This is a genomic window from Chromohalobacter moromii (assembly GCF_023091865.1).
GTDB lineage: Bacteria > Pseudomonadota > Gammaproteobacteria > Pseudomonadales > Halomonadaceae > Chromohalobacter > Chromohalobacter moromii.
Genome location: NZ_JAHXDI010000002.1, coordinates 280,010 through 304,899, shown reverse-complemented (window position 1 = coordinate 304,899; position 24,890 = coordinate 280,010). Strand labels below are relative to the sequence as shown.

The following is a 24,890-nucleotide window of genomic DNA, read 5'->3' as shown; positions in this document are numbered from 1 at the left end:
GCAGTTGGTAGCTCAACGCCGAGACCAACAAGGTGGCGGAACCCATCAAGGCGACGATGAGCGCGTGGCGCAGGGTATCGGGTTTCATGACGCGCATGGGGCGACCTCGCATGACAGTGGCTCGAAACTCCTTGATAAGCGATTCCGTCGCCGCGCTCAATACACCTTTGGATTAGACGGCAAGCCAAGCGGTCCCGCGTCCCACGTCATGGCCCGATGCTACCGATACTAGGTGCCGAGATGGTATCGTCTTCGCATTCATTCGCATGCATTCAAGAGGTCGCCCATGTCCAGCAAGATCTATTGCACTGCCCAGTTCAAGCCCAAACCCGGCAAGGAAGAAAGCGTCTTCCAGGCGCTGCAGGCGCTCGAACCCAACGCGCATCGCGAAGACGCTTGCATCCAGTACACCGTGACCCGGAAGATCGACAACCCGTTCGCCGATGGCACCAGCTATCCCATCGTCTTTCACGAGATCTGGGCCGACCGTGCCTCCTTCGAAGCCCATTGCCAACGCCGCGAAGTGCAGGCCTTCTTCGCCGAATACGTCGAAGCCGAGGACGGCGATGTCGAAGACGCCAACGTCTGCGTGTATACCGATGAGCCGGCCGATTTCGACGCGCCCAAGCTATAACGCGCCGCACCGACGGATGATCGTCCCCGCCATTACCCCCGCACCTCGCGAGGCATCATGAAAAGCCGCTGGGACGATCTCGAGGCGCTGCTCGCCGTGGTCGACGCCGGTGGCTTCACCGCCGCCGCCGAGCGTCTGAGCACCAGCACCGCGCGGCTCTCGCGAGCCGTCTCGCGCCTGGAGAAGCGGCTCGAGACGACCCTCGTGCACCGCACCACGCGACGCTTGGACATCACCGAGGAAGGCGAGGCGTTCATCGCCCAGGCTCGCCAAGCGCTGGGCACCTTGGAAACCGCCGAGGAAGCGCTCACCGTGCGCCGTCGCGAGCCGGCCGGACGCCTGCGCGTCGACGCCGCCACGCCGTTTCTGCTGCACCAGATCGTGCCCCACCTCGCCGAATTCCATGCCGCCTATCCCAAGGTGCGCCTGGAACTGACCACCCACGAGACCAACATCGACCTGATCGAGCAACGCACCGATGTCGCCATTCGCATCGGTCGTTTGGAGGACTCCACCCTGCATGCCCGACCGCTCGGTCATAGCCGGCGTCGCCTGGTGGCCAGCCCCGCTTACCTGGAACGCTACGGCACGCCGCGCCATGTCGAGGACCTGGCGCATCACGTGCTGCTGGGCTTCACGCATCTGACCCAACTCAACCGCTGGCCCATCGGCGACGGTCGTACCATCCAGCCCACTCTCGCCTCGAGCAGTGGCGAAGCGTTACTGCAAATGGCAGAAGCCGACGTGGGCATCGCCTGCCTGGCGGACTTCCTGACGCGCGGCGCTCGCCAAGCCAGGCGCTTGACGGTAGTCCTCGACGACGCTACCCACGAGCGCCACGAGCCCATTCAGGCGGTCTACTACCGCAATACGGCACTCCACGGCCGCATCAATGCCTTCCTGGACTTCTTCGCCGACCGCCTGACACTCTGATTCCCTCACGCCGATTCCCTCACGCCGGAACATGCGCGCCGCAATCTTTGTGATTAATGCAAGAATGTTTTGCAATTAGGCATCTTTATCGCAAGACCGCGACTCGGCAGACTGCCCCACCTTTTGCATTCACATGCCTACGAAAGTGGTAACGACACCATGAAGATTCTGCTGATCAACGGCGCCAAGGCCTTCGCGCATTCCGGCGGCCGTTACAACGACACACTGCACGACGTGGCACGCGGCGAACTCGCCGAAATGGGCCACGAGATCCGCGAGACCCGCGTCGACGACGGCTACGATACCGACGTCGAAGTCGAGAAATTCCTGTGGGCCGATGTCATCGTCTATCAGATGCCCGGCTGGTGGATGGGCACACCGTGGACGGTCAAGCGCTATATCGACGAAGTCTTCACCGCCGGCCACGGATCGCTCTATGCCAGCGACGGACGCTCACGCCAGGATCCCAGCCGTCAGTACGGCAGCGGCGGCTTGCTGCAAGGGCGGCGCTACATGCTCTCGCTGACCTGGAACGCGCCCGTCGAAGCCTTCGACGAGCCCGGCAACTTCTTCGAAGGCCAGGGCGTCGACGGCGTCTACTTCCCGTTCCACAAATCCCAGGCATTCGTGGGTCTGGACGCCATGCCAACCTACATCGCCAACGACGTCATCAAGGCACCCGACATCGACGGCCATATCGACGCCTATCGTGCACATCTGCGCGAACATTTTTCCATCAGTTGAACGAAGCCCACGCCTGAACGCTAAAGCCAGCGCCTGAACCGGCCTCCGGGCCGCCGCCGCATCACGGTGGCGGCCCCGCGCGTGACCTGCCTCACCCTCTGACGTTGCACCTTTCGACGCACGGCAAGCTTTTCAACGAGATGCTAAGATAGCGCGCCCGTTCGAGAGGAAGGCTTTGTCCATGTCCGCGCGTTCCGCTTCCCCAACCGCTCCCCTACCCGCTGCGCTATGGCTCGTCGCCTTCGCGTTGGCGGCCATCAATTTGCGCGCGCCCATCGTGGTGGTGGGGCCGGTACTGGAATCGATCATGCAGACACTGGCCATCGGTGCCGGCGTCGCCAGCCTGTTCACCACCGGCATGATCCTGTGCTTCGGCGTGCTCTCACCGCTGGCGCCCGGCGTCGCCGCACGCATGGGGCTGGACCGCGCCATCGCGCTGGCACTCGGCGCCATTGCGCTCGGCGGGCTGCTGCGTGGCATCGAAAGCCTGCCGGTAATGCTCATCGGGACATTCTTCGCCGGCCTGGGCATCGCCTTCGGCAACGTCTTCATGCCCAGCCTGGTCAAGCGCGACCGCCCCGAGCGCATCGGCCAGACCATGGGGCTCTACACAGTGGTGATGGGGATCGGTGCCACTCTCGGCGCGGGCACCGCCGTGCCGTTGATGAATCTCAGCGGTTCCTGGTCGGTTCCCATCCTGATGTGGGCGGGCATTGGCTTGGTCACGACGGCACTCTGGATGTGGATGGCCTGGCGGCAACCCAAGGCAAGCGACGACGGTCAATCGACACGGATCACGCGGCTGTTCAAGAGCCGTACCGCCTGGACCCTGACGCTGTTCATGGGCATGCAGTCGCTGGGCTTCTATACCCTGCAGACTTGGGTGCCCGCCGTGGCCTCGGCCGCCGGGGTTCCCAGCGCCGCCGCGGGTGGCATGCTATCGATCATCAATTTGACCACCATTCCCGCCAGCTACGTGATCGCGCGCCTCGCCGCGCGACTGCATCACCACAGCCTACTGGTACTGGGACTTTGCACGTTGATCGCGCTGGGGCTTGTCGGGTTGTGGCTGGCGCCCACGGCGTCGCCCACGCTATGGGCGATCCTGCTCGGCGCCGGCCAGGGCGGCTGTTTCAGTTTCGCGTTGACCATGATCGTGATGCGCACCCGGCGGGCCAACCACGCCGCCATGCTCTCCGGCATGGCTCAGAGCCTCGGCTACCTCATGGCCGCCGGTGGCCCGCTGGTGTTCGGCGCCCTGCACGGCATCACCGGCGACTGGCGGCTGTCGTTGTGGCTGCTGATGGGACTGCTCAGCGTGCAGACCGTCGCCGGGGTCATGATCGGCCGGCCCAAACTGGTCACGGTGCGCGAGGGTTGACTCGCTACTCTTGTGACTAATTTGCGTCTATAGCAGCCTATACTTGCTCTGCAAGAAGAAAGGCACCGATTATACGGGACACGGTAGTTAGCCCTTAGGAGGCGCCATGTTACTTGAGGACCTACATCATCAGAAGGCAGCCATCGATAACATGGCCCGTCAGTACGGGGCTCGCCGAATCCGGGTGTTCGGGTCGGTCGCCCGCAAGCAGGAAAAGCCGGAAAGTGATGTCGACTTTCTCGTCGACTTTCCGCCGGGATACGATCTGTTCACCCAGCGCCTGCCTTTGGCGGAACGCTTGGCGGCCTTGGTCGGGCGCCGGGTCGACCTTGTGCCCGAGCATGAACTGAACCGTCATTTCCGCCAGCAGATACTGAACGAGGCGGTAGAACTATGAACAAGCCTTGGCAATCCTATGCTCAGCATATCCTCGATAACATTGCCAAGCTGCGGCGTATCCAATCACGCGGTGACCTTGCGTGCGACGAAATCCTGTACGACGCAGCACTGCGAAACCTGCAGACATTATCCGAAGCCACACAAATGCTGCCCGATGATTTAAAGCAGGAATACCCGCAGATACCTTGGCGAGAAATTAGCGGCTTCCGCAATATTCTGGTGCATAACTATCTGGGCAACATCGACCCGTTAACGATTATCAAGGTTATGGACCAGCACTTGCGTCCTCTTGAGAAGTGCCTCGAGGACATGCTCGAAAAAAGGTCAGAGTCTTGAGCTACCGGGTCGAGACCTTGCCGCATGGTCGGCGGCGCTGCTAGCAGTAGCTGACTCAGATCGTAGAGGCATCCAACCGCCGACTCATGACGGTCACAGACTCGCCGCGATAGGTCAGCGCCTCGCGATCCTCCCATCCTAGGCGACGATACAGCGCCTGTTGATCGGGCGTGTAGAGGTGGAAGTGGCGGATGCCGTGGGCCAGCGCTTCCGCCTCGACCCGCTGCACCAGGCGCGAAGCGATACCATGGCCGCGCCATTCGGGCAGCACGAAGACCGAGGCCAGCCAAGGCGTCAGCTCGCGGCGAATGCTCATGTCGTCGGCGACCAGGCTCGCCGTGCCCACCGGCGACGCCTCGTGCATTGCCACGAAAACCGAGGGCACGCCGCCCTCGCCGCACTGCGCATAGAATGCCCGACGATACTCCGTCGCCGAGGTATCGGGGTGCAGATGCCCCCAGGCGTCATGAGTCCAGCCCGCCACGGTTCTCGCGTGAGGTGAGTCGGCTTGCAGCCTGACGATAGCGATATTCTCGATCACGCACATGCTCCTGATCGCTTTCAGCGAGACTCAGCCCTATCTGGCGTCGCCTGGATGGTCTCAGGCCTCTAACTGAAACGGATATACCGCGCCGATGCCCAATAGCTGCGTCAGCTCGTCCAGGGCTGTCAGCGATTCCTGGGCGAGTTGCGGATCGGCGAGATCCTCGGGCGCTAGTCGATCGCGGTAATGCCGCTCGACCCAGGCTGTCAGGTCGCCATGCAGCGCCTCGTCGAGCAACACGCGGCCGCCCAGCGTCTGACGTTCGGCCGACGAGAGCGCGACGCGCAGGCGCAGGCACGCCGGGCCACCGCCGTTGCGCATGCTCTGTTTGACGTCCTTGACCAGCACCTCGCTGATGGGGTTGTACCCTGCCAGCAGCAGGTCCTGAATCGTGCGCCACACGGTTTCGTTCTCCTGACACTCGCCGGGCACGACCAGCGTCATGCTGCCGTCGGGGTTGGAGAGCAACTGCGAGTTGAACAGATACGTCGATACCGCATCCTCGAGACTGACCGCCTCGCTCGGCACGCGCACCGGGATCAGCGGCGTCGACATGCGGGCGCGCAGTGCGTCCAGCGTGGCCGTCTCGTCGCGAAACGCCATATCGTGATAGAGCAGCACCGGGCCATTGCCGACGGCGATGACGTCGTTATGGAAGACACCGGCGTCGATGGCGTCGGGATTCTGCTGAGCGAACACCGTCTGCGCGTCACTCAAGCCATGCTGGCGGGCGATCGCCTGACTCGCCTCCAGCGTCTGGCGCGCGGGATAGCGCGTGGGGCCGTGTTGCCCGCCGAACGCCTGGCGACCGTAGACGAACAGGTGAACGCCGGGCTCGCCATGACCATTATCTCCAGACCCAGCGCACAGCCGGGTGTGATTGGCCGCGCCCTCGTCGGAGAAGGCCGGCGTCGCCGGCAGCACTGGATGATGCGCGAAGTGTGCGGGGTCGCGAAACATCGCCGCCAGCACGCGCGCGGTGGTGCGCGGTTCGAGATAGCGATGAAAGCTCGATTGCAGGTTCGCGGCGGTGAAATGAACACGGCCATCCGGGGCATCCGCACTCGGCGTCACGGTCGCGGCATTGGCCGTCCACATCGATGAGGCCGAGCACACCGCGCGCAAGAGCTGCGGTGCCTCCTCGGCCGCCCGTGCCAGCACGCTGGCATCGTCACCGGTGAAGCCGAGATCGCGCAGCGCGCCTAGATCCGGGCGTTGCTGGGGCGGCAACACGCCTTGCGCGTAGCCGGCCTCCATCAACGACTTCATCTTGTCGAGCCCTTGCAACGCCGCCTCACGCGGGTTGGCCGTGAGCCCGCCGTGGCGCATCGAGGCCACGTTGCCATGCGCCAGTCCGGCATAGTTGTGGGTCGGCCCCACCAGACCGTCGAAGTTGACCTCGCGTACCTCTTCACTCATAGAACTTTCGCTCATAGCACCACCCCCGGCGGCAGAGTATCGGGCAGGCTGAGCGTCTCGGTTTCCATCGAGGCCACCGGATAGGCGCAGTAATCGGCGGCGTAATAGGCGCTCGGGCGATGGTTGCCGCTGTCGCCGATACCACCGAAGGGCGCGTCGCTAGAGGCGCCGGTGGTCTGGCGGTTCCAGTTGACGATGCCGGCACGGATGCGCAGCAGGAAGTCGTCCCAGTCGGACTGCTCACCGCCGATCAAACCCGCAGACAGGCCATAACGGGTATCGTTGGCCAGGGCGATGGCCTCGTCCCAGTCGTGATAACGATGCACCTTGAGCAGCGGTCCGAAATGCTCTTCGTCAGGTACCTCGCAGCCCGTCACGTCGATCAGCCCCGGCGACAGCAGGCTAGTGCCCTCTTCCAGGCGGCGCATGCTGCTCAACACCCGGCCGCCGCGTGCGACGAAATCGTCCTGGGCGGCCAGCAAGCCATCCGCCGCCTCGACGCTGGCCAGCCCCGCATAGAATGGCGCCGGTTCGCTAAACGGCCCCGCCACACGCAGCGCCCCAATGGCACGCACCAGCGCTTCGAGCAGCGCATCCCCCGCTGCGCCGTGAGGCACGATCAGGCGGCGCGCACAGGTGCAACGCTGGCCGCCGGAGGCGAACGCCGACTGCAGGATCGACAATACCGTCGCTTCCTGGTCGGGTACATCCTTGACCACCAGCGGGTTGTTGCCGCCCAGTTCCAGCGCCAGGATCTTGTCGACCTGACCGCCGAACTGGCGATGCAGCAGCCCGCCGATCTTGGCGCTGCCGGTGAACAGCAAGCCATCGATGTCGGCGCTACCGGCCAGCGCCTGGCCGACCTCGGCCGCGCCCTGCACCAGATTGATCACGCCGGCGGGCAGGCCCGCCTCGAGCCAGCATTGAAGCGTCAGGTCGGCGGTCATTGGCGTCTGCTCGCTGGGCTTGAAGACCACCGCGTTGCCGGCCAGCAGTGCCGGGACGATATGCCCGTTGGGCAGATGCCCGGGGAAGTTGTACGGGCCGTACACCGCCAGCACGCCATGCGGGCGATGGCGTAGCACCGCGCGGCTGCCGCCGACATCCCGCGAACGCTCGCCAGTGCGCTCGTGATAAGCGGTAATCGAGATGGCGACCTTGCCGATCATCGCACCGATCTCGGTACGCGCTTCCCAAAGCGGCTTGCCGGTTTCATGCGCGATGCTCGTCGCCAGCGCCTCGCGATTGGCTTCCAGACGCTCGCGGAAACGCTCGACTACGGCCTGGCGTTCCTCGAAGCTGTGACGCGCCCAGACGGGGAACGCCCGCCGTGCGGCGGCCACCGCCGCGTCGACCTGGGCCGCGCTGGCCGCACTGGCACTCCATAGCGTCTCGCCGGAGACGGGATCAGTCTTGTCGAAACGCGCTGCGTCACCCTCGACCCAGGCGCCGTCGATCAGCAATTGCTGCTTGGCGTGCATAGTTCGCTCCTGATTCATTTGTAAGCTACGAGCTACGAGCTACGAGCTACGAGCTACGAGCTACGAAAAGCAGTATTCGGTCACGCCGAAAGTTCGCCATCCTTTTCCCGAAGCCCGTCGCTTACAGCTTATGACTTCTCACTCCCGGCGCAGCCGGGTTACGTCTCGAGCAGGCGCAAGCGGTCGCCCGCAGCGACGTCGAGACGCCGAGCCTCATCTACGGTCAATGTGAGCACGCCATCCGCGCTGGGCCCGCGTCCGATCCAGGCGGCCCGGAAGTCGCTAATCTTCGACGTCGCGACCAACCAGGTGGGGCGTTCAACGCTGACGGCCTCGTCCACGATCTCCACGGGATAGGACGCCGAGTCGCGCACCGCGCTGACATCATCGATATAGGCCTCCACCGTGGGACCGCCGTCGAAGATATCGATGTAGCCCTCCCAGCGCAGGCCTTCCTTCTTGAGCATTTCCAGCGCCGGACGGGTGTGTTCGTGAACCGCGCCGATACAGGCCCGCGCTTCTTCGGAAAGAAACGGCGTGTAAATCGGGAACTTGGGCATCAGCTCGCCGATGAAGCTCTTCTGCCCGAGGCCGGTCAGGCGGTCGGCCTCGTTGAAGTTCATGGGAAAGAAGTGGCTGCCCAGGCACTCCCAGAACGCACTGGTGCCGTTCTCGTCGAAGCGCCCGCGCATTTCGGCGAGTACCTTGTCGGGGAAGCGGTCGCGGAACTCGGCGATGAACAGCCAGCGCGCCTTGGACAGCAAGGCGCCATTGCGGTCACGGCGATACTCGGGACGCAGATACAGCGAGCAGACTTCGGCATCGCCGGTATGATCGGAGCTTAGAAACAGCGTATCGATGGTGCGATGCAAGTCGAGTTGCACCGACGAATGCGCCAGGGTACCCAGGCGATAATTGTAGAACGGTACTTCACGACCGACCTGCGCCTCGATGGCACAGCATCCGGCCAGCTCGCCGTTGGTATCGTCCTCGAGCACGAAGAAATACAGCCGGTCGTCGATGGCGCTGCGTTCCTCGAAGGCGCTGACCGCATGTTCGATCTTGGCGGCCAGGAAGTCGCGGTTGTCGGGCAACGAGGTGAACCCCACGCCGGTCTGCCAAGCCAGAGCTTGCAGCTCGTCGATATCGCGGCGTTCGATGGGTCGAATGCGCATCAGGTTTCTCCCTCGTCGAACTCATCCAGGACGGTGGGCAACGCCAATGGCGCAGCCAGCACCGCGCGGCCTTCCTCGACGCCCAGCAACTCGGCATGTTCGGGCGTGAGCATCAACTGTCCTGTGGGCGACAGCGCATAGCGCGCCACCAGACAGCGAAAGTCGCCCAGTTGCTGATTGGCGATCAACGCCGGTTCGGCATCCGGCAGCACATTGCCGGGTCGCAAGCGTACCGGATGCCAACTGGCCTGGCGTACGCTCTGCAGGCGGTCGCGCTCGCCGCGCACCACGGGTCCGCCATCGAAGATATCCACATGCCGCGAGCGCACGAAGCCTTCACCCAGCATTTCCTCGAGCGCTCCTTCGTGATCGGGATGCTCGCGACCGATGGCGGCACGTGCCTGGGGCGTGAGCAAGGGCAGGTAGAGCGGGAACTGCGGCATTACTTCGGCGATGAAACTCTTAGAGCGCACGCCCGCCAGCAGGTTGATCTCCTGAAAGCCGCGGGCGAAGAAGTGCCGCCCGACGCTGTTCCAGAACGGCGATTCTCCCTCGGCATCGAGATAGCCCGGAAAGGCCACGGCCAGAATCGATGCGAAGCGCTCGGGATATTGCGCGATGAACATCAACCGCGCACGCCGCAACAGACTCTCGGCGCTGGTGCCCTTGTAACGGGCATCCAGCGACAGCGCGCACAGCAGCGTGGTTTCGGAGGTCTCATGCGACAACGAAAGCGTCTGCACCTCGCGGCGCACGTTGAGCTGCTGCGAGGCGTGAATCAACGTTTCCTGGCGATAGGTGTAATAGGCATCCATGGCGCCCGCCTGGGCACGAATGCTGGCGGTCCCCACCACCTCGCCAAGCTCGAGGTCCTCGAGCACGAAGGTATAGGCCTCGTCGTCGGGAAAATCGACCTCGCGTGCCAAGGCCCGCGTCGAGCGTGCAATACGCTCTTCGAGGCGGTCACGATGCGCCGGCAGATTGGTCAGGCGCGGCGTGGCACTGCCCGCCAGACGCTCCAGTGCCGGCAAGTCGCGGGGTTGAACGGGACGAACGACAAGCATGGCAATGTCTCTCGGTTGCGGGTTCATGCGTCCTGCACGAATCGCGCCACGGCGCGTTCCAGGCGGGCCATCCCTTCACGCACTTCTGCGTCGGAGATCACCAACGACGGCGCCATGCGCAGCACATTGGGGCCGGCGACCAACGCCATCAGCCCTTCTTCCATGGCCAACGGCAGGATTTCCTTGGCACGCCCTTCGTAGGCCGGCGCCATCTCGGCCCCGAGCAACAGGCCCAGGCCGCGTACTTCCTTGAAGATGCCGTATTCGCGATTGATCGCCTCGAGGTGCTCCTTGAATAGCGCATGGCGATGCATGACGCCTTCCAGCACCTCGGGCGTATCGATGGTTTCCACCGCCGCCAGCGCCACCGAACAAGCCAATGGGTTGCCACCGTAAGTAGAACCGTGGGTGCCCACCGCCAATGACGGTGCCACGCGATCGGTGGTCAGCATGGCGCCGACCGGGAAACCGCCACCCAGTGCCTTGGCACTGGTCAGGATGTCGGGCGTCACGCCGTAATGCATGTACGCATAGAGATGCCCGCTGCGGCCCACGCCCGATTGCACTTCGTCGAATACCAGCAACGCCTGATGCTCATCGCATAGCGCGCGCAAACCGCTCAGGAAGTCGGGATCGGCCGGCACCACGCCGCCCTCACCCTGCATCGGCTCGACCACCACGGCGCAGGTTTCGTCGTCGATCAGCGCACGTACGCTGTCGAGGTCGTTGTACACGGCATGCTCGATACGCCCCGGGATCGGCCCGAAGCCTTCGGAATACTTGGGCTGGCCACCGACGCTGACGGTAAACAGGGTCCGGCCATGGAACGACTGGCGGAAGGAGACGATCTTGTCCTTGTGCGCACCGAAATTATCGTACGCCCAGCGCCGCGCCAGTTTGAAGGCCGCCTCGTTGGCTTCGCCGCCGGACGAACAGAAGTAAGCCTTATCGGCGAAGGTACGCTCGACGAGCGACTTGGCCAGGGCCAACGCCGGCTCGTTGGTGTAGACGTTGGACAGATGCCAAAGCTTGTCGGCCTGCGCCTTGAGCGCCGAGACCAGCGCGGGATGACAATGTCCCAGCGCGTTGACCGCGATACCGCCGGCGAAATCGATGTACTCGCGCCCGTCTTGGTCCCACAGACGGCTGCCCTCGCCGCGCACCGGAATCGTCCGCTGCGGGGAGTAGTTGGGCACCATGTAGCGGTCGAAATCATCGCGGGTCGGTGACTGGGACATCGTGTCGGTCCTCCTGGGTGGGTCAACGAATACGGTAGGTTGGCATTGAGTATACGAGGATGGGAGGTATCGGGTCTTTCAGCGATGTGACGACGAATTATGAAAAGAGGTTGAGTTTTGTCGTCTACGCCCCGATTCATTTATTTGCAGGCTCATGGTCGCGTCACCATGACGCGAAGAGCCACCTAGGACACACGAGGCGCTACAAGGAGACGCACCATGCAGATCGATCTCAGCGGCAAATCCGCCATTGTCACCGGCTCCACCGCCGGCATCGGCTTCGCCATCGCCCAGGGACTGGCCGAGGCCGGCGCCGAGGTCACGATCACCGGCCGCACTCAAGCACGCGTCGACGCAGCGGTGAGCGACCTGAAAGCTGCGGTCTCGGGCGCGCGGGTTTCCGGCGTCGCCGCCGACCTGGGAAGCGCCGAAGGCTGCCAGGCGCTGATCGACGCACGCGCGGATACCGATATTCTGATCAACAACGTGGGAATCTTCGGCCCGCAGGATTTCTTCGAGACCGACGACGAGACGTGGGAGCAGTTCTTCCAGGTCAATGTGATGAGCGGCGTGCGGCTATCGCGCCATTACGCCCAGGGAATGAAATCACGCGGCTGGGGCCGTATCCAGTTCCTGTCCAGCGAATCGGCACTGAACATCCCCTCCGAAATGGTCCACTACGGCATGACCAAATCCGCCGTGCAGTCGATCTCGCGCGGGCTGGCCAAGGTACTGGCCGGCACTGGGGTTACCGTCAACGCGGTACTGCCCGGGCCGACGCGTTCCGAAGGAGTGGTCGGCATGATCGCTCAACTGGCCGAACAGGAAGGCGTGTCCCAGGAGGAAATGGAAGCGCGCTTCGTCAAGGAGAACCGCCCCAGCTCGATCATCGGCCGTCTCGCCACCCCCGAGGAAGTCGCCAACATGTGCGTTTACGCGGCATCACCGCAAGCCAGCGCCACCACCGGCGCGCCACTGCGCGTAGAAGGCGGCATCGTCGACAGCATGGCGTAACCGCACTCGCACGGCCCGGCATCCCCGGGCCGTGTCGAGCGCGTGTCACGAATCCATTCCTACATGGACGCCTCGCCGGCAACGTGCTAAGACGGCGTTATGCCCTTGCCGGAGCGCCATGTGATGCTCAACACGACCGCCTGGAACCGACTGCGCTATTCGCTTTACGCACCGGTCTACGACTTGGTGGCCGCACGGGCGTTCCGACGCGCGCGCCGCCTCGCTCTGGAGGCCGTGCATTGGCGGCAGGGCCAGCGCGTTCTGCTGGTGGGCGCCGGTACGGGGCTCGATTTGCCCTGCCTGCCACGCGACATCGAAGTACATGCCATCGATATCTCACCGGTGATGATCGCGCGTCTCGAGGCACGTGCCGATCGCCACGGGCTGGACGTCATCGCCGCGACGATGGATGCCGCGCGACTGGCGTATCCCGATGCGCATTTCGATGTCGTCGTGATGCACTTGATCGTCGCCGTCATGCCTGACCCCAAGGCAGGGCTGAGCGAGGCGCACCGCGTGTTGGCGGAAGACGGCCAATTGTGCGTGATGGACAAGTTCCAGAGCGATGCTCGCCCCGCCGGCCTGGGCAGGCGCCTGGTGAATATGGTGACCTCCTTTCTGGCTACCGACATCACGCGTCAGGCGCGGCCACTCCTGGAAGGCGCCGGCTTCATCGTCGAACACGACACGCCGGTGATGATGGGCTCGCTGTTCCGCGCCCTGCTGGCCCGCAAGGCGTAATCGGAGCGACCCGCCGACTTATCATCAAACACGCCGGCTTTTCATCAGACACGCCGGCTTTTAACAAAAAAGCTTAGAGCGCCTTGCTGAGCCGAACACGGGGCATTCGCTCACCGGCACGCTCGACCCAGTCTTCCCCTTCGTGACGCCAGTCACGGCGTACCAGGGCATCCGCCAGCACCAGGCTGGCCTCGATTCGCATGCACGCCACGCCACGCTGGCGCATCTCCCCTTCGGCGTGCTCCAGCAAGCGGCCGCCCACGCCTCGACCGGCCAGCGAGGGCCACACATAGAGCGTTTCGATGCGCCCTTCGCCGGGGTCAAGCTCGCAGAATCCCACGCAGCGCCCGTCGCAGACCGCCACCAACGTAGGATAGAGCACCTGGCGCGCCGCCCAAGCCTCGGCATCGCGCGGTAGGGCCATGGTCCACGCCTCGCGTTGCGCCAGCGTGTAATAACCGGCGGCACCCTGCATTACGGCATGGTGAAACACTTCCGCCTGATCGGCGGCATCACGCGGCGTAGCCTCGCGATAGACGATTCGTTCGGTCACCGTTGCCTCCTGGAAATGGCATGCCTGGCGGACGCTCCGCGAGCGCCCAGGCCGCCATGGTGATGGGCATCGCGCAGCCTACACAAGGCCTGCATGCCACGCCAGCATGTCTCGCTGCACGTGACGGCATTGGGCATAATGTCACGATGACCGATTATGATTTTCCTTCGTCCGAGGCGTCGACGGCTTTCACGCTCACGCCCATCGGACGTATCTCCAGCGACTACCCGGACAAGTTCGGCATTCCGCGCCAACCGGGGCTTGCCAGTGCCGCACGGGCGACGCTAACGCTGGCGCCACCGTTCGACGATCCACTCACTGTGCGCGGCCTGGACGCGTTCAGCCATCTGTGGCTGACCTTCATCTTCCACCAAAGCCCCACGCGCTGGACGCCATTGGTGCGTCCGCCGCGTCTGGGTGGCAATGCCAAACACGGCGTCTTCGCCACGCGCAGCACCCATCGCCCCAACCGCCTGGGGCTGTCGCTGGTCGAGCTAGTGAAGATCGAGACGCACCACGGCGTGACGCTTCACCTGCGCGGGCACGATCTCGTCGACGGCACGCCGGTGCTCGACATCAAACCCTATCTGGCCTGGGCCGAAGCACTCCCCGAGGCACGCAGTGGCTTCGCCCCCGCGCCACCGCCATCGCTGCCGGTAACGTTTTCGGCGACCGCCGAAGCGGCTCTTTTGAGGCGTCGTGACGGCGACTCATTGCGTGAATTGATACGCCAGGTGTTGGCCCAGGACCCGCGCCCCGCGTACCACAAGAACGCGCAGAACACGTTCGAACGCCGCTATGGTGTGCGCCTACGCGATGTGGACGTGCGCTTTCACCCGAGTGCGTCCAACGGCATCGAGGCGATGCATGTGGAAGACATCGTCGTGGCGTCTTCCCCCGCGTGAACGACATCGGGGCGCCCGTGGGCGCCCCGATGGCATAGCCGAAAACGCACGGCAGTCAGAACGTGATGCCGATCCGCCGCCCGACTTCTTCATAGGCTTCGATGACACCGCCCAGCCCCTGGCGGAAGCGGTCCTTGTCCATCTTCTCGCGAGTGTTGGCGTCCCACAGGCGGCAGCCATCCGGCGAAAACTCATCGCCCAGCGTCACCTGGCCGTCGAACATGCCGAATTCGAGCTTGTAGTCGACCAGCAGCATGTCGCCATCGAGAAACAACTGCTTGAGGACGTCGTTGACCTGGAAGGTCAACGCTTTCATGGTCGCCAGTTGCTCAGGCGTCGCCCAGCCAAACGTCTCGGCCAACGACTCGTTGATCATCGGGTCGCCATTGGCGTCGTCCTTGAGGAACAACTCGAAGGTCGGCGGCATCAACGTCTGGCCTTCCTCGACACCGAGACGGCGTACCAGCCCGCCCGCGGCGACATTGCGCACCACGCACTCGACGGGAATCATCTCGAGGTTCTTGACCACACACTCGTCGTCGGAGAGCAGCGTCTCGAAATGCGTGGGAATGCCCGCCGCCTGGAGCTTTTCCATGATGAAGGCATTGAACTTATTGTTGACCATGCCCTTGCGCGCCAGCGACTCCTTCTTCTTGCCATCGAAGGCGCTGGTGTCGTCGCGGAAGTGCAGGATCAAACGCTGCGGATCATCGGTGCGGTAGACGGACTTGGCCTTGCCCGCGTACAGCTCGTCACGTTTTTCCATGGGATCTCCACAATGGCCCTCGCGGGGCCGGCTGGCTCTTGTCTGAGCGCGGATCGCACGACCCGCGACGTATTCAAAGGCTATTCAAGGCGTCTCTACGGTGCCAACGACGCACGGCTTCCACTCACGCGATGCTCTGCCAGGCGAAGCCATGTTCCTGCGCCGATACCAGCAAACGCGACTCATCGCCGGACAACAATGGCGTCAGCGCTTCCAGCGCCAGTTCGGGGCGATTGTTCTCTTCCGAGATATGCGAACACACGATACGCTGCAGGCGATCCAGCCCCAGCCGCGACAAGAGTTCGGCGGCCTGGACATTGGCCAAGTGTCCCCAGTGACCGCCTACCCGCCGCTTGAGGCGCGGCGGGTAGGGGCCGACATCGAGCATGTGGCGATCGTGATTGCACTCGAGAATCAGCGCATCACAGCCCCGAAACGCATCGATGACATGTTCACTGGGGTGACCGAGATCGGTGAGCACCCCCAGATGGCGGCCATGCGCGCGAAACCGAAATTGCACCGGCTCGCGTGCATCGTGCGGCACCGTCACCGGCTCGATCTCCAGCCCCTTGATCGCGAAGCGTGATTGAGGCACCACCCACTCATGGCGCGGCACCTCGCCCAGGCGTCCCGATAGCCAGGTGCCTGCGGTCAAATAGACCGGGATCGCGTAGCGCCGCGCCAAGGGACCCACGCCACGAATGTGATCGCCGTGCTCATGGGTGAGAAGCACGGCGTCGAGCTGACGAGGATGCAGACCGAACTGCGCGAGACGGCGCTCCGCCTCGCGCATGCCAAAGCCGCAATCCACCAGCACGTGCGTTTCACCGTCGCTGACTAACGTGGCATTGCCCTTGCTGCCGCTACCCAGCGATGCGAAACGCAGGGCCGGCGACGCCGTAGGCTGATCTGTCATGCCGTCCGGCATCTCAGCGCAAGGTCGCCGCCACGGCGTCGAGCACTTCACGGGCATCGCCCGAATCCACTGAGTCGCCGTCTTCGTCACTGACACGCACCTGCGTGGTGTCACGAGCGTTGGCGCTGACATTGAGGCGGTAGCGTTGGGTCGCCTCGTCGCCGCCGAACCAATCGAACCAGCCGGAATCGTCATCGCGGGCGGTGTAATCGATCACGAACTGACCGGCACTACGATTCTGATCGACCAAGGTGCCCCGTTGGTCCTCGAAGTTGTTCTCCAGCTGATAACGCAGTTCCGGCCAGGCACGTTCAAGATTCAGTGCCAGCTCGAGCTGCCACTCGCCATCGTGATTCGACAAGCGTACGCGCTCATTGCTCGCCAGCGGTTGTGCCGCCAGAGAAACGCCTTCCTGATCATCGACGTTGTCGCTCAGGTAGCGCTGCAGCGCATCGAGGCACCGGGCTTCGTTGCCGCTGTCTTCACAACGCACTTCGCTGGAGCCTTCACGCAACCCCTGACGGATACTCAACGTCCCCAGATCGGTCTCGAGACGCCCAGCATCAACATCGGTATTTGCGACATTGGTACCCTGCGCGGATGCGAATCCCTGCAACATCGGCCAGACACCCCCCGGAGCGGCATTGACGACCAACCAACGCTCGTCACCGGCCTCGCGGGATTCGACGAAGGCCGTCTCGGCTTCCTGGCTAGAGGCCAGCGGACGTGGGCGCGGCACGTCGAAGTCTTCGTCCGTAGCCACGAAATCACTCTCGGCATCGGGCACCGGCATGGCGTTCTGGTACTGTGACGAATCGCGCGAATCCGGCAGCGTCAAGGGCTCGACCATCTCGGCATCGGCGTATTCAGCGTTGCGGTCGTAATAAAAACCGGAACGGCTACAGCCACTTACGATCAGAGTGGCGCCGATGATCAGCGGCATCCATTTAAGGACGGGTTTCATGCATACACCTTCTTTATGCGTTGATCGGCGTAGAGGAATACCGCTAACGCCGATAAACGTCCGGCTCCTCGACGCTTTTCGACAGTTGGTCAGCCTTCGGTCACACCCGCGAGCTGCAGGGCTTCACTCACCGTGGAGTGATACTTGTCGGAGAGCCACGTCATCGGCAGGCGGATGCCCTGCTCCGCCAGCCCCATGCGGTTGAGCGCCCATTTCACCGGAATCGGGTTAGCCTCGACGCCCAACGCGGTGTGCAGCGACATGAGGCGTGAATTGATCTGATGCGCTCTTTCGGTATCGCCGGCCACGGCCGCTTCGCACAACTCATGCATGGCGCCCGGCGCGACGTTGGCGCATACCGAGATATCGCCATGGCCACCCATCAGCATGAAATCGCACGCCGTGGGGTCGTCGCCGGAATAGAGCGCGAAGCCGGTGTCCTTGAGACGCTCGACCAACTCCTCGGCACGCTCGAGATTGCCGGTGGCGTCTTTGAGTCCGACGATATTCTCGACCTCGGCAAGACGGAACACCGTCTCGTTGTAGATATCCGAGCAGGTACGGCCGGGCACGTTGTAGAGAATGACCGGCAACCCGCCGCCCTCGGCGACGGCCTTGAAATGCTGGTAAAGCCCTTCCTGGGTGGGCTTGTTGTAGTAAGGGGCCACCGACAAGCAGAGGTCCGCGCCTACTTCGCGTGCGTAACGCGCCAGCTCGACCGCTTCCGAGGTTGCGTTGGCGCCGGTACCGGCGATCACCGGCACGCGGCCGTCGACTTCCTCGACGACGCAGCGGATGACGTCGAAATGTTCGGCGAACGACATGGTGGTCGGCTCACCGGTGGTGCCCGCCGCGACGATGGCATCGGTGCCGTTGTCGAGATGGAACTCCACCAGGCGACGCAGCGCCTCCCAGTCGATATCGCCACTGGCCTTCATCGGTGTCGCCAAAGCGACGATGCTGCCTGTGATCATCCTGCAGTGCTCTCCTGTGAATCGGGCCAGCGTGCCACCGGCATGCGCGGGCGATAAAAATGCGCGTATCGCCAACCGGGCGTTTCGAGCGCCGGACCGGCCTTTCCTGTCATGATGTCGATCAATCTCAAATGGTACTCAGCCAGCTTCATCCTGTACAGAAGCGGCGTGCTTTGACACGCACGCCTGGCTGCAATGTAATCTTAACCGTCCACATTCAGGCAACGACATCTTTCACGTCAGTACTCGAGGAACCCTTCCATGAGCGTCAGCATCGGCCAACACGTCCCCGATTTCAGCGCCCCGGCAACGGGCGATACGCAGATCACACTTTCCGACTACCGTGGCCGACAGGTCGTGATCTATTTCTACCCCAAGGATAGTACCCCGGGCTGCACCACCGAAGGGGGTGACTTCCGCGACCATAAGGCCGACTTCGAGGCCGCCAACACCGTCATTCTCGGTGTCTCGCGGGACGGACTGCGTGCCCATGAGAACTTCAAGGCCAAGCAAGGGTTCAATTTCGAGCTGATTTCCGACAAGGACGAGGCGTTATGCCAACTCTTCGATGTCATCAAACTCAAGAAACTCTACGGCAAAGAGCACCTGGGGATAGAGCGCAGCACCTTCCTGATCGACACTGACGGCAAGCTGGCGCGCGAATGGCGCAAGGTGAAGGTCAAGGGCCACGTCGAGGAAGTGCTCGACGCCGCCCGCGAGCTCAATGCGGCCTCCTGATCATTGCTCCGCCGGGGGAGACCGCAGGCCTGGCTCGCGCACACCGCGCGGCCAGGCGTACACCAGCGCTTTGATCAAGGTCGCCAGCGGAATCGCAAAGAATACGCCCCAAAAGCCCCAGATACCGCCGAAGAACAACACCGCCAGGATGATCGAAACCGGATGTAAGTTGACTGCCTCGGAAAACAACACCGGCACCAGCACGTTGCCATCCAGCGCCTGGATAACGGCATAGGCCAGCAGTACGTAGACGAGTTGGTCGCCGATACCGAAGTGGAAACCTGCGACGGCCGCCACCGGCAAGGTTGCCACCGCCGCACCGATGTACGGCACCAGCACTGACAAGCCGACGATCAGTGCCAGCAAGGTGGAATAAGGCAACCCGAACGTCCAGAAGGTAATGAAGGCCACTACGCCCACGATCAGGATCTCGATCGCCTTGCCGCGAATATAGTTGGCGATCTGATCGTCCATCTCATGCCAGATGCGCGTCATCAGGACACGCTTTTTGGGTAGCAGGGACAGTAAGAACAGCGTCAGGCGCTCCCGGTCCTTGAGCAAGAAAAACACCAGGATCGGCACCAATACCAGATAGACGATCACTCCCAATAAATTGCCCAACGATGCCAGCGACAGCGTCAGCGCCCGTTGACCGAGCTGGGTAGCCTCGCGCCCGGCGGTGGCGATCCACTGTTCGACCTGGTCGGGGGTGATCAAGGTCGGATAGTGCGACTGCAAGGTATCCAGCCACGCTTGGCCACTGGCGAACATGCGCGGGGCCTCCTGCACCAGCTCCACCATCTGGTTCCAGACCAGCGGCATGATCACCAGGGCCAGCGCCAATAATGCGCCCAGAAAGATCAGAAACACGACCAGTACCGACAGCAGGCGTGGCAAGCCGCGCCGCTCTAGCCACGCGACCACGCCTTCAAGGAGGAAGGCCAGTACCAGGGCGGTGAAAAACGGCGCCAGCATCCGGCCCAGGCAAATGACGGCGGCAAAGCCCAACACCAGCACAATGAGCAAGACGACCGCTTCCTCGTCCGAGAAATAGCGCTCCATCCACCCCTTGAAGAGGCCTTTCATCGTCATGCCGTGCTTCCTCGTTCGCCCTTGCGCAACCAATAAAAGTAGACACCGTCCCTTTCTTCGCGCGCCTCGAGGCAGTGCGGCCCCTGCGCGGCAAAGGTCTCGAAATCCGGCCACGAACCGACATCGGTCGCCTGAACCTCAAGCAACGCGCCCACTTCGAGCGTCGATAACGCCTGCTTGGCCTTGAGTAGCGGCAATGGACAATGCAGGCCACGTGCATCGAGCATATGATCGGGTTGCAACGCCATCTGCGCCCCCAGCGGTTCGGTAGTTGAAAACGCAACGATTTAAAGGCACTTTGCCAGTCAGTTCAATGTCGAAGACAACGGTAGCATGGCGCGCACCATGCCGTCGGCCTACCCGCTCCGTCGCGCCATTCAAGAGGATGCCCATGCCACGTCGCTGGACGCTGCTTCCTGCCCTATGCCTCGCCCTGACATTTTGCGCCTTCGCGCCGAATGCCCTGGCGCAGAACGATTACGGCCTTCCCGAGCTGGGTGGCTCGAGCGCCACCGTCTCAAGCGGTGAGGAACACCGCCTGGGACGCGCCTGGCTACGCCAGTTCCGCGCCCAGACCGACGAATGGCAAGACCCTATCGCGCAGGATTACATTCATGGCCTGGTGGCGCGCCTGTTACCGTATGCCGGGGTTCATGACGACATCGTCATCACCCTGGTCGACAGCCGGCTTCTCAATGCCTTCGCCGTGCCGGGCGGCGTGGTCGGCGTCAACAGCGGCCTGTTCACCTTCACCGAGAGCGAGGATGCTCTGGCCTCGGTGATCGCCCACGAGCTCGGTCATCTGTCACAGCATCATTTCGCGCGCCGCATGCAGCGCGTGGAAGAAACGCAGCTACCTACCATGGGTGCCATGCTGATCGGCATGGTCCTCGCTGCGGGCGGCGCCGGCGATGCGGGGCTGGCCACCATGGTCGGCTCGCAAGCCGCGTTCATTCAGGATCAGCTCGCCTATTCCCGGCGTTTCGAGCAGGAAGCGGATCGCGTCGGGCTGGAGGCACTGGCCGATGCCGGCTTCGACCCGCAAGCCATGCCCGAGCTCTTTCGCGCCATGCAACGCCTGTCCAGCCTCCAGGGCGGCAACCCGCCGGAATTCCTGCTCACACACCCGGTCACCGAAGCCCGCATCGCCGACACCCAGGCCCGCGCCGACCAGATGCCCTCGCCCGCACCGCACGATAGCACGGCCTTTGACCTGATTCGCGCCCGCGCCCTGCTCGCGCTCAACCGCGATAATCCCGACCAGGCCATGACTCAGCTACGTCAGGACGACCCGCCTAACGCCGCGATACGCTACCTGCAAGCGCTGATCGCTGCCCATAACGGGAATACCGCACAGGCACTCGAGACCATCGACCAGTTAAGCGCGGCGCAGCCGAATCTCTCGATGCTGCCGGCCAGCGCAGCCCAGGTAGCGTTCGACGCCGGCCAGCGCGATGTTGCACTGGCCCGCGCCCGGCGGATCTTACGCCTGCAACCGGACTACCGCCCGGCACAGCTCATCGAGGCAGAAGTCCTGCTGCAGCAAGCCCCGCGCCAGGCATACGACATTTTACGCCGCATGAGCGATCAATATCCCGAGGATCCGCAGGTCTTTTCTCTGCTCGCTGAGGCCGCCGGACGCAGCGACCGCGACCTGTGGGGCATGCTCGCTCGCGCCGAGCAATTGCAACTGACCGGCCATATCGACCGCGCCATCAAACAGCTCGACATCGCCGAAGAAACGGCGCGCAACCAGGGCGACTTCACCATGGCCAGCCGCTTGGTCGAACGCCGCAAGGCATATCTGGGGTATCGACAGGCACTCCAGGACTTCTAGGCTTTGTACGAAAGCTGCCTTCAGTGGCGTGGAATGCGCTCGTCGCGCGGACTGATGCCGAAATGGTTACGGTACGCCGTAGAGAAATGCGCCCCGGAGGAAAAGCCCGTAGACAGGGCAATGTCGCCGACAGCCTGTTCACTGTCACGCAGCAACTGACGGGCCTTCTGCAGGCGCAGTTCCAGGTAATAACGACTGGGGACCGCCTGCAGGTACTTCTTGAACAACCGCTCCAGCTGTCGTCGGGAAATTCCCAGATGTTCCGCCAGCTCGTGGGTGGTCAGCGGTTCCTCGATGTTCGAGTCCATCAGGGTCACCGCATCGACAAGGCTCTGCGGTGCGTGCGAGAGACGCGCACGAAGGGGTACATGCTGAGGTTCGTCCGCCATGCGAATGCGCTCGCAAACGAAATGCTCGGAGACGCGTTCGGCCAGCCGCGCGCCATGCTGCTGCGCGATCAACGTCATCATCATGTCCATCGCCGCCGTGCCGCCCCCGCAAGTCAAGCGATCACGGTCGATCTCGAACAACTGATGCGAGACATGCACGCCGGGAAAATCCCGCGTGAACGCATCGGCCCCGGCTACGTGTAACGTGACCCGATAGCCCTCCAGCACACCGGCGCGAGCCAGCACCTGGGTGCCACCGGCGATGCCGCCCAGCATGACCCCGCGTGACGCCAGCCGTTGCAGCCAGCCATGCAAGTTCGGGGGTTCGCTGGCAGGTGACGGACTCACGCCGCACACCATGAGCATATCCAGAGGCTGGACATCGCTGCCTGCCACGCTTTCCGGCGTTAGCGACAATTCGGCGGCGCTTTTCACCGCGCGCCCATCGAGCCCGAAAGTCCGTGGCACATAGAGCCGACGCTCGGCCAGCAAATTAGCGACGTGCAACGGCTCCATGGCGCAGGCCTGCGCCAGCAGCGAAAATCCCGGCAACAGCAGAAATCCCACCTGGCGCGGTGCATCGCGGCGCTCTTCACTCCCTGGCATCGAGCAGCGCCTCCACCAGCGCGTCCGTCTCACGATCGATCTGCGCGGCGCGCGTGGCGAGTTCATCCAGCGTGTCGCGCATCTCGGGCATCCGGTCACCCAGCGCGGCTAGATCGCGGGCCTTTTCCTCGTGTTCGAGCAGTAGCGCGGTATCGTTGAGCGTCTCCGTCACCGGCCGCATCTGCTCGCGCGAGGCAGCAAGCGCCTGGCGGATGTCTGCATAGCGTTCTCGGGACTCGGCCAATTGCCGCTCGCTGAGTTCGCGATAACGCTCATCGTGGTAGTCATCGAGCTCATCGTGCCATTCGGTGAATACCGCCTCGGCCGCCTCATCGGCGTCATCGAGCCGCCAGGCCAGGTCGCGCTGTGCGTCGTCGCTTTTCTCCAACGCCTGCGTCAATGCCTCACGCTCACGCGAGAAGGTGCTCGGCGAGGCAGAAAGCGCCAGTTCCAGACGCGACAAGGCGCTATCCAGTGCTTCCCGGGCACGTTTCTGGGCCTGTCGAGCAGCGTCGACACGCTCCGCCAGCACCTCGCCCCGCGATACGCCAAGGCGCTCCATCGAGGCGTAATACGGCGAACTCTGGCACCCAGCGATCAGGCCCAACAAAACGACGCACACCCCCCAGCGCCATGCGCGCTGGAGGCGCTCGGACGCGACGATCACAACTGCACGACGTCGAACTCCGCTACGGGGTCGACGTCCGCCTCATAATCGACATCCTCACGCTCGAAGCCGAACAGCTTGAGAAAGTCATGCTTGTAACCGGCGTAGTCGGTCAGCGTGAAGAGATTATCGGTGGTCACCTGCGACCATAGCTCCTTGCACGGCTGTTGCACGTCGTCGCGTAGCTCCCAGTCGTCGAGACGCAGGCGGCCCGCTTCGTCGGTGTCCTGCGCTTGAGATGAATAAAGGCGCTCGGCATACAGGCGATTGAGCTGATCGATGGTGCCCTCGTGCAGGCCCTTCTCTTTCATGACTTTGTAGACCATCGAGATATAAAGCGGCATCACCGGGATTGCCGCGCTGGCTTGAGTCACCACCGACTTGAGCACCGCCACATTGGCGCTGCCGCCCTCTTGGGACAGGCGCGCGTCGATTTCGCCGGCGGCGCGGTCCAGATCTTCCTTGGCCTTGCCCAGCGCGCCATGCCAGTAGATCGGCCAGGTAATCTCGGTGCCGATATAGCTGAACGCTACGCTACGCGCGCCCGGCGCCAAAACGCCCGCCTCGTCCAGGGCATCGATCCAAAGCTCCCAGTCCTCACCGCCCATGACGGTGATGGTATCGGCGATTTCCTGCTCGGTGGCCGGCTCGACGGAGGCTTCGGTGATGGCATCCTTGTTGGTATCGATGGCCGTGGCGGTATAGGTCTCGCCGATGGGTTTGAGGGCCGAGCGCTTGAGCTCGCCGCTATCGGGCATCTTGCGTACCGGCGAGGCCAGCGAGTACACCACCAAGTCGATCTGGCCCAAGTCCTGCTTGATCAACTCGATGGCCTTGGCGCGTGCTTCGTGCGAGAAGGCATCGCCATTGATCGCCTTGCTGTAAAGGCCTTCTTCCTTGGCGAACTTGTCAAACGCCGCCGCGTTATACCAACCCGCCGTGCCCGGCTTCTTCTCGGTGCCCGGCTTCTCGTAGAAAACACCGAGTGTCGACGCCCCGTAACCGAAGGCCGCAGTGACACGTGCGGCCAGGCCATAGCCGCTGGAGGCGCCGATCACCAACACCTTCTTCGGGCCATTTTCCTGTTCGCTTTGCGGAATGTTCGCACGCGTGGTGGCAATCTGTTCGGCAACATTGCGCTCGCAGCCCTTGGGATGCGTCGTAGTGCAGATGAAGCCACGAACCTTGGGTTTGATGATCACAGAGGAAACCTCTTTGCTGACGTCATTCGTTGATCGCGGTCGCAACCGCCACGGGGAAACACGCGCCAATGCACGGTTTCTTTATTGTGGGGCATTCTAGCGGGTGAAGGCGTCCATGTCCGCACCCCCTTGCTCGTCATGGCCCAGTGGCCGAAGATGCCCCTTCACAGCGAAGGCC

27 protein-coding genes are annotated in these 24,890 nt (G+C 63.3%); 11 read left to right on the top strand and 16 right to left on the bottom strand.

The genetic code is table 11. The annotated features are described in order from the left end of the window. The first annotated feature begins 286 nt into the window (after nt 1-286). The 6 genes from KZO83_RS07965 to KZO83_RS07940 all read left to right on the top strand — a co-directional run bounded on the left by KZO83_RS07965 (nt 287) and on the right by KZO83_RS07940 (nt 4,427). Nucleotides 287-634, top strand: coding sequence for a putative quinol monooxygenase (locus KZO83_RS07965; protein WP_040242874.1), 348 nt, complete (start codon nt 287-289; stop codon nt 632-634). A 57-nt stretch (nt 635-691) separates the two neighbouring features. After that, the gene (locus tag KZO83_RS07960; RefSeq protein ID WP_247620402.1) at nt 692-1,567 is read left to right on the top strand and encodes a LysR substrate-binding domain-containing protein; all 876 of its coding nucleotides are present in this window, start codon (nt 692-694) and stop codon (nt 1,565-1,567) included. A gap of 159 nt (nt 1,568-1,726) precedes the next feature. Beyond that, a complete protein-coding gene (locus tag KZO83_RS07955; protein WP_247620401.1) occupies nt 1,727-2,311 on the top strand; it encodes an NAD(P)H-dependent oxidoreductase in 585 nt (194 codons plus the stop codon). Between the two features lie 181 nt (nt 2,312-2,492). Continuing rightward, the gene (locus KZO83_RS07950) at nt 2,493-3,692 is read left to right on the top strand and encodes a CynX/NimT family MFS transporter (RefSeq protein WP_247620400.1); all 1,200 of its coding nucleotides are present in this window, start codon (nt 2,493-2,495) and stop codon (nt 3,690-3,692) included. A gap of 106 nt (nt 3,693-3,798) precedes the next feature. Further along, on the top strand, nt 3,799-4,089 hold the full coding sequence (locus KZO83_RS07945; protein WP_075368260.1) for a nucleotidyltransferase family protein: 291 nt from the start codon (nt 3,799-3,801) through the stop codon (nt 4,087-4,089). Continuing rightward, the gene (locus KZO83_RS07940; protein ID WP_247620399.1) at nt 4,086-4,427 is read left to right on the top strand and encodes a HepT-like ribonuclease domain-containing protein; all 342 of its coding nucleotides are present in this window, start codon (nt 4,086-4,088) and stop codon (nt 4,425-4,427) included. Before KZO83_RS07945 ends, KZO83_RS07940 begins: the two co-directional genes overlap by 4 nt. 55 nt (nt 4,428-4,482) lie before the next feature. On the opposite strand, the gene KZO83_RS07935 is transcribed toward KZO83_RS07940, so the two are convergent. The 6 genes from KZO83_RS07935 to KZO83_RS07910 form a co-directional block, all read right to left on the bottom strand. Further along, nucleotides 4,483-4,968, bottom strand: coding sequence for a GNAT family N-acetyltransferase (locus KZO83_RS07935; RefSeq protein ID WP_247620398.1), 486 nt, complete (start codon nt 4,966-4,968; stop codon nt 4,483-4,485). Between the two features lie 60 nt (nt 4,969-5,028). Continuing rightward, nucleotides 5,029-6,390 carry an N-succinylarginine dihydrolase gene (astB, locus tag KZO83_RS07930; protein WP_418904305.1) on the bottom strand — a complete coding sequence of 454 codons (1,362 nt, stop codon included), beginning with the start codon at nt 6,388-6,390 and terminating at the stop codon, nt 5,029-5,031. 11 nt (nt 6,391-6,401) lie between these two features. Further along, nucleotides 6,402-7,871 (bottom strand): succinylglutamate-semialdehyde dehydrogenase, encoded by a 1,470-nt coding sequence (gene astD / locus KZO83_RS07925; RefSeq protein WP_247620396.1) that lies wholly within the window; start codon nt 7,869-7,871, stop codon nt 6,402-6,404. A gap of 158 nt (nt 7,872-8,029) precedes the next feature. Continuing rightward, nucleotides 8,030-9,046 (bottom strand): arginine N-succinyltransferase, encoded by a 1,017-nt coding sequence (gene astA / locus KZO83_RS07920; protein WP_247620395.1) that lies wholly within the window; start codon nt 9,044-9,046, stop codon nt 8,030-8,032. Next, nucleotides 9,046-10,110 (bottom strand): arginine N-succinyltransferase, encoded by a 1,065-nt coding sequence (locus KZO83_RS07915; RefSeq protein WP_097022051.1) that lies wholly within the window; start codon nt 10,108-10,110, stop codon nt 9,046-9,048. The genes astA and KZO83_RS07915 overlap by 1 nt, the downstream gene beginning before the upstream one ends. A 23-nt stretch (nt 10,111-10,133) precedes the next feature. After that, nucleotides 10,134-11,348 carry an aspartate aminotransferase family protein gene (locus KZO83_RS07910; protein WP_247620394.1) on the bottom strand — a complete coding sequence of 405 codons (1,215 nt, stop codon included), beginning with the start codon at nt 11,346-11,348 and terminating at the stop codon, nt 10,134-10,136. A gap of 219 nt (nt 11,349-11,567) precedes the next feature. On the opposite strand from KZO83_RS07910, the gene KZO83_RS07905 reads away from it, so the two are divergent. Both KZO83_RS07905 and KZO83_RS07900 read left to right on the top strand, forming a co-directional pair. Next, the gene (locus KZO83_RS07905) at nt 11,568-12,362 is read left to right on the top strand and encodes an SDR family NAD(P)-dependent oxidoreductase (protein WP_247620393.1); all 795 of its coding nucleotides are present in this window, start codon (nt 11,568-11,570) and stop codon (nt 12,360-12,362) included. 123 nt (nt 12,363-12,485) lie between these two features. Further along, nucleotides 12,486-13,103, top strand: coding sequence for a class I SAM-dependent methyltransferase (locus tag KZO83_RS07900; protein WP_097022245.1), 618 nt, complete (start codon nt 12,486-12,488; stop codon nt 13,101-13,103). Between the two features lie 73 nt (nt 13,104-13,176). Here the strand turns inward: KZO83_RS07900 and KZO83_RS07895 are convergent, their stop codons facing one another. Continuing rightward, nucleotides 13,177-13,656, bottom strand: a complete 480-nt coding sequence (locus KZO83_RS07895; protein ID WP_075368294.1) for a GNAT family N-acetyltransferase — start codon at nt 13,654-13,656, stop codon at nt 13,177-13,179. A 146-nt stretch (nt 13,657-13,802) separates the two neighbouring features. On the opposite strand from KZO83_RS07895, the gene tsaA reads away from it, so the two are divergent. Further along, nucleotides 13,803-14,561 (top strand): tRNA (N6-threonylcarbamoyladenosine(37)-N6)-methyltransferase TrmO, encoded by a 759-nt coding sequence (gene tsaA / locus KZO83_RS07890; RefSeq protein ID WP_247620675.1) that lies wholly within the window; start codon nt 13,803-13,805, stop codon nt 14,559-14,561. A 55-nt stretch (nt 14,562-14,616) separates the two neighbouring features. On the opposite strand, the gene purC is transcribed toward tsaA, so the two are convergent. The 4 genes from purC to dapA form a co-directional block, all read right to left on the bottom strand. Then, on the bottom strand, nt 14,617-15,327 hold the full coding sequence (gene purC, locus KZO83_RS07885; protein ID WP_075368295.1) for a phosphoribosylaminoimidazolesuccinocarboxamide synthase: 711 nt from the start codon (nt 15,325-15,327) through the stop codon (nt 14,617-14,619). Nucleotides 15,328-15,451: 124 nt separating this feature from the next. After that, complete coding sequence (locus KZO83_RS07880; protein ID WP_075368411.1) at nt 15,452-16,243, bottom strand: MBL fold metallo-hydrolase; 792 nt, start codon at nt 16,241-16,243, stop codon at nt 15,452-15,454. A gap of 13 nt (nt 16,244-16,256) precedes the next feature. Beyond that, nucleotides 16,257-17,207 carry an outer membrane protein assembly factor BamC gene (locus tag KZO83_RS07875; protein WP_247620392.1) on the bottom strand — a complete coding sequence of 317 codons (951 nt, stop codon included), beginning with the start codon at nt 17,205-17,207 and terminating at the stop codon, nt 16,257-16,259. Between the two features lie 89 nt (nt 17,208-17,296). Further along, nucleotides 17,297-18,181 (bottom strand): 4-hydroxy-tetrahydrodipicolinate synthase, encoded by an 885-nt coding sequence (gene dapA / locus KZO83_RS07870; protein ID WP_075368297.1) that lies wholly within the window; start codon nt 18,179-18,181, stop codon nt 17,297-17,299. Between the two features lie 261 nt (nt 18,182-18,442). On the opposite strand from dapA, the gene KZO83_RS07865 reads away from it, so the two are divergent. Then, nucleotides 18,443-18,919, top strand: a complete 477-nt coding sequence (locus KZO83_RS07865; protein ID WP_040242900.1) for a peroxiredoxin — start codon at nt 18,443-18,445, stop codon at nt 18,917-18,919. Here KZO83_RS07865 and KZO83_RS07860 read toward each other — a convergent pair whose 3' ends face one another. Beyond that, nucleotides 18,920-20,011: an AI-2E family transporter gene (locus tag KZO83_RS07860; protein ID WP_075368298.1), complete on the bottom strand. Its 1,092-nt coding sequence runs from the start codon at nt 20,009-20,011 to the stop codon at nt 18,920-18,922. Further along, nucleotides 20,008-20,259 carry a sulfurtransferase TusA family protein gene (locus KZO83_RS07855; RefSeq protein ID WP_040242902.1) on the bottom strand — a complete coding sequence of 84 codons (252 nt, stop codon included), beginning with the start codon at nt 20,257-20,259 and terminating at the stop codon, nt 20,008-20,010. The genes KZO83_RS07860 and KZO83_RS07855 overlap by 4 nt, the downstream gene beginning before the upstream one ends. A 143-nt stretch (nt 20,260-20,402) precedes the next feature. Between KZO83_RS07855 and KZO83_RS07850 the strand changes: the two genes are divergently transcribed. Beyond that, nucleotides 20,403-21,848 carry a M48 family metalloprotease gene (locus KZO83_RS07850; protein ID WP_247620391.1) on the top strand — a complete coding sequence of 482 codons (1,446 nt, stop codon included), beginning with the start codon at nt 20,403-20,405 and terminating at the stop codon, nt 21,846-21,848. Nucleotides 21,849-21,868: 20 nt separating this feature from the next. On the opposite strand, the gene KZO83_RS07845 is transcribed toward KZO83_RS07850, so the two are convergent. Genes KZO83_RS07845 through fabV form a run of 3 tightly spaced genes read right to left on the bottom strand, consistent with a single transcriptional unit; the run spans nt 21,869 to nt 24,712 of the window. Beyond that, nucleotides 21,869-22,843: a GlxA family transcriptional regulator gene (locus tag KZO83_RS07845; RefSeq protein ID WP_247620390.1), complete on the bottom strand. Its 975-nt coding sequence runs from the start codon at nt 22,841-22,843 to the stop codon at nt 21,869-21,871. Next, the gene (locus tag KZO83_RS07840) at nt 22,830-23,510 is read right to left on the bottom strand and encodes a DUF2959 family protein (protein WP_247620389.1); all 681 of its coding nucleotides are present in this window, start codon (nt 23,508-23,510) and stop codon (nt 22,830-22,832) included. The genes KZO83_RS07845 and KZO83_RS07840 overlap by 14 nt, the downstream gene beginning before the upstream one ends. After that, a complete protein-coding gene (gene fabV / locus KZO83_RS07835) occupies nt 23,507-24,712 on the bottom strand; it encodes an enoyl-ACP reductase FabV (protein WP_178999622.1) in 1,206 nt (401 codons plus the stop codon). Before fabV ends, KZO83_RS07840 begins: the two co-directional genes overlap by 4 nt. Between the last annotated feature and the right edge of the window lie 178 nt (nt 24,713-24,890).

What these genes read in the sequence shown, in the direction of transcription:
- KZO83_RS07965 (WP_040242874.1), top strand. Translation starts at nt 287, where the DNA reads ATGTCCAGCAAGATCTATTGCACTGCCCAGTTCAAGCCCAAACCCGGC.
- KZO83_RS07960 (WP_247620402.1), top strand. Translation starts at nt 692, where the DNA reads ATGAAAAGCCGCTGGGACGATCTCGAGGCGCTGCTCGCCGTGGTCGAC.
- KZO83_RS07955 (WP_247620401.1), top strand. Translation starts at nt 1,727, where the DNA reads ATGAAGATTCTGCTGATCAACGGCGCCAAGGCCTTCGCGCATTCCGGC.
- KZO83_RS07950 (WP_247620400.1), top strand. Translation starts at nt 2,493, where the DNA reads ATGTCCGCGCGTTCCGCTTCCCCAACCGCTCCCCTACCCGCTGCGCTA.
- KZO83_RS07945 (WP_075368260.1), top strand. Translation starts at nt 3,799, where the DNA reads ATGTTACTTGAGGACCTACATCATCAGAAGGCAGCCATCGATAACATG.
- KZO83_RS07940 (WP_247620399.1), top strand. Translation starts at nt 4,086, where the DNA reads ATGAACAAGCCTTGGCAATCCTATGCTCAGCATATCCTCGATAACATT.
- astB (WP_418904305.1), bottom strand. Translation starts at nt 6,390, where the DNA reads ATGAGTGAAGAGGTACGCGAGGTCAACTTCGACGGTCTGGTGGGGCCG.
- astD (WP_247620396.1), bottom strand. Translation starts at nt 7,871, where the DNA reads ATGCACGCCAAGCAGCAATTGCTGATCGACGGCGCCTGGGTCGAGGGT.
- astA (WP_247620395.1), bottom strand. Translation starts at nt 9,046, where the DNA reads ATGCGCATTCGACCCATCGAACGCCGCGATATCGACGAGCTGCAAGCT.
- KZO83_RS07915 (WP_097022051.1), bottom strand. Translation starts at nt 10,110, where the DNA reads ATGCTTGTCGTTCGTCCCGTTCAACCCCGCGACTTGCCGGCACTGGAG.
- KZO83_RS07910 (WP_247620394.1), bottom strand. Translation starts at nt 11,348, where the DNA reads ATGTCCCAGTCACCGACCCGCGATGATTTCGACCGCTACATGGTGCCC.
- KZO83_RS07905 (WP_247620393.1), top strand. Translation starts at nt 11,568, where the DNA reads ATGCAGATCGATCTCAGCGGCAAATCCGCCATTGTCACCGGCTCCACC.
- KZO83_RS07900 (WP_097022245.1), top strand. Translation starts at nt 12,486, where the DNA reads ATGCTCAACACGACCGCCTGGAACCGACTGCGCTATTCGCTTTACGCA.
- tsaA (WP_247620675.1), top strand. Translation starts at nt 13,803, where the DNA reads ATGACCGATTATGATTTTCCTTCGTCCGAGGCGTCGACGGCTTTCACG.
- purC (WP_075368295.1), bottom strand. Translation starts at nt 15,327, where the DNA reads ATGGAAAAACGTGACGAGCTGTACGCGGGCAAGGCCAAGTCCGTCTAC.
- KZO83_RS07880 (WP_075368411.1), bottom strand. Translation starts at nt 16,243, where the DNA reads ATGACAGATCAGCCTACGGCGTCGCCGGCCCTGCGTTTCGCATCGCTG.
- KZO83_RS07875 (WP_247620392.1), bottom strand. Translation starts at nt 17,207, where the DNA reads ATGAAACCCGTCCTTAAATGGATGCCGCTGATCATCGGCGCCACTCTG.
- dapA (WP_075368297.1), bottom strand. Translation starts at nt 18,181, where the DNA reads ATGATCACAGGCAGCATCGTCGCTTTGGCGACACCGATGAAGGCCAGT.
- KZO83_RS07865 (WP_040242900.1), top strand. Translation starts at nt 18,443, where the DNA reads ATGAGCGTCAGCATCGGCCAACACGTCCCCGATTTCAGCGCCCCGGCA.
- KZO83_RS07860 (WP_075368298.1), bottom strand. Translation starts at nt 20,011, where the DNA reads ATGACGATGAAAGGCCTCTTCAAGGGGTGGATGGAGCGCTATTTCTCG.
- KZO83_RS07855 (WP_040242902.1), bottom strand. Translation starts at nt 20,259, where the DNA reads ATGGCGTTGCAACCCGATCATATGCTCGATGCACGTGGCCTGCATTGT.
- KZO83_RS07850 (WP_247620391.1), top strand. Translation starts at nt 20,403, where the DNA reads ATGCCACGTCGCTGGACGCTGCTTCCTGCCCTATGCCTCGCCCTGACA.
- KZO83_RS07845 (WP_247620390.1), bottom strand. Translation starts at nt 22,843, where the DNA reads ATGCCAGGGAGTGAAGAGCGCCGCGATGCACCGCGCCAGGTGGGATTT.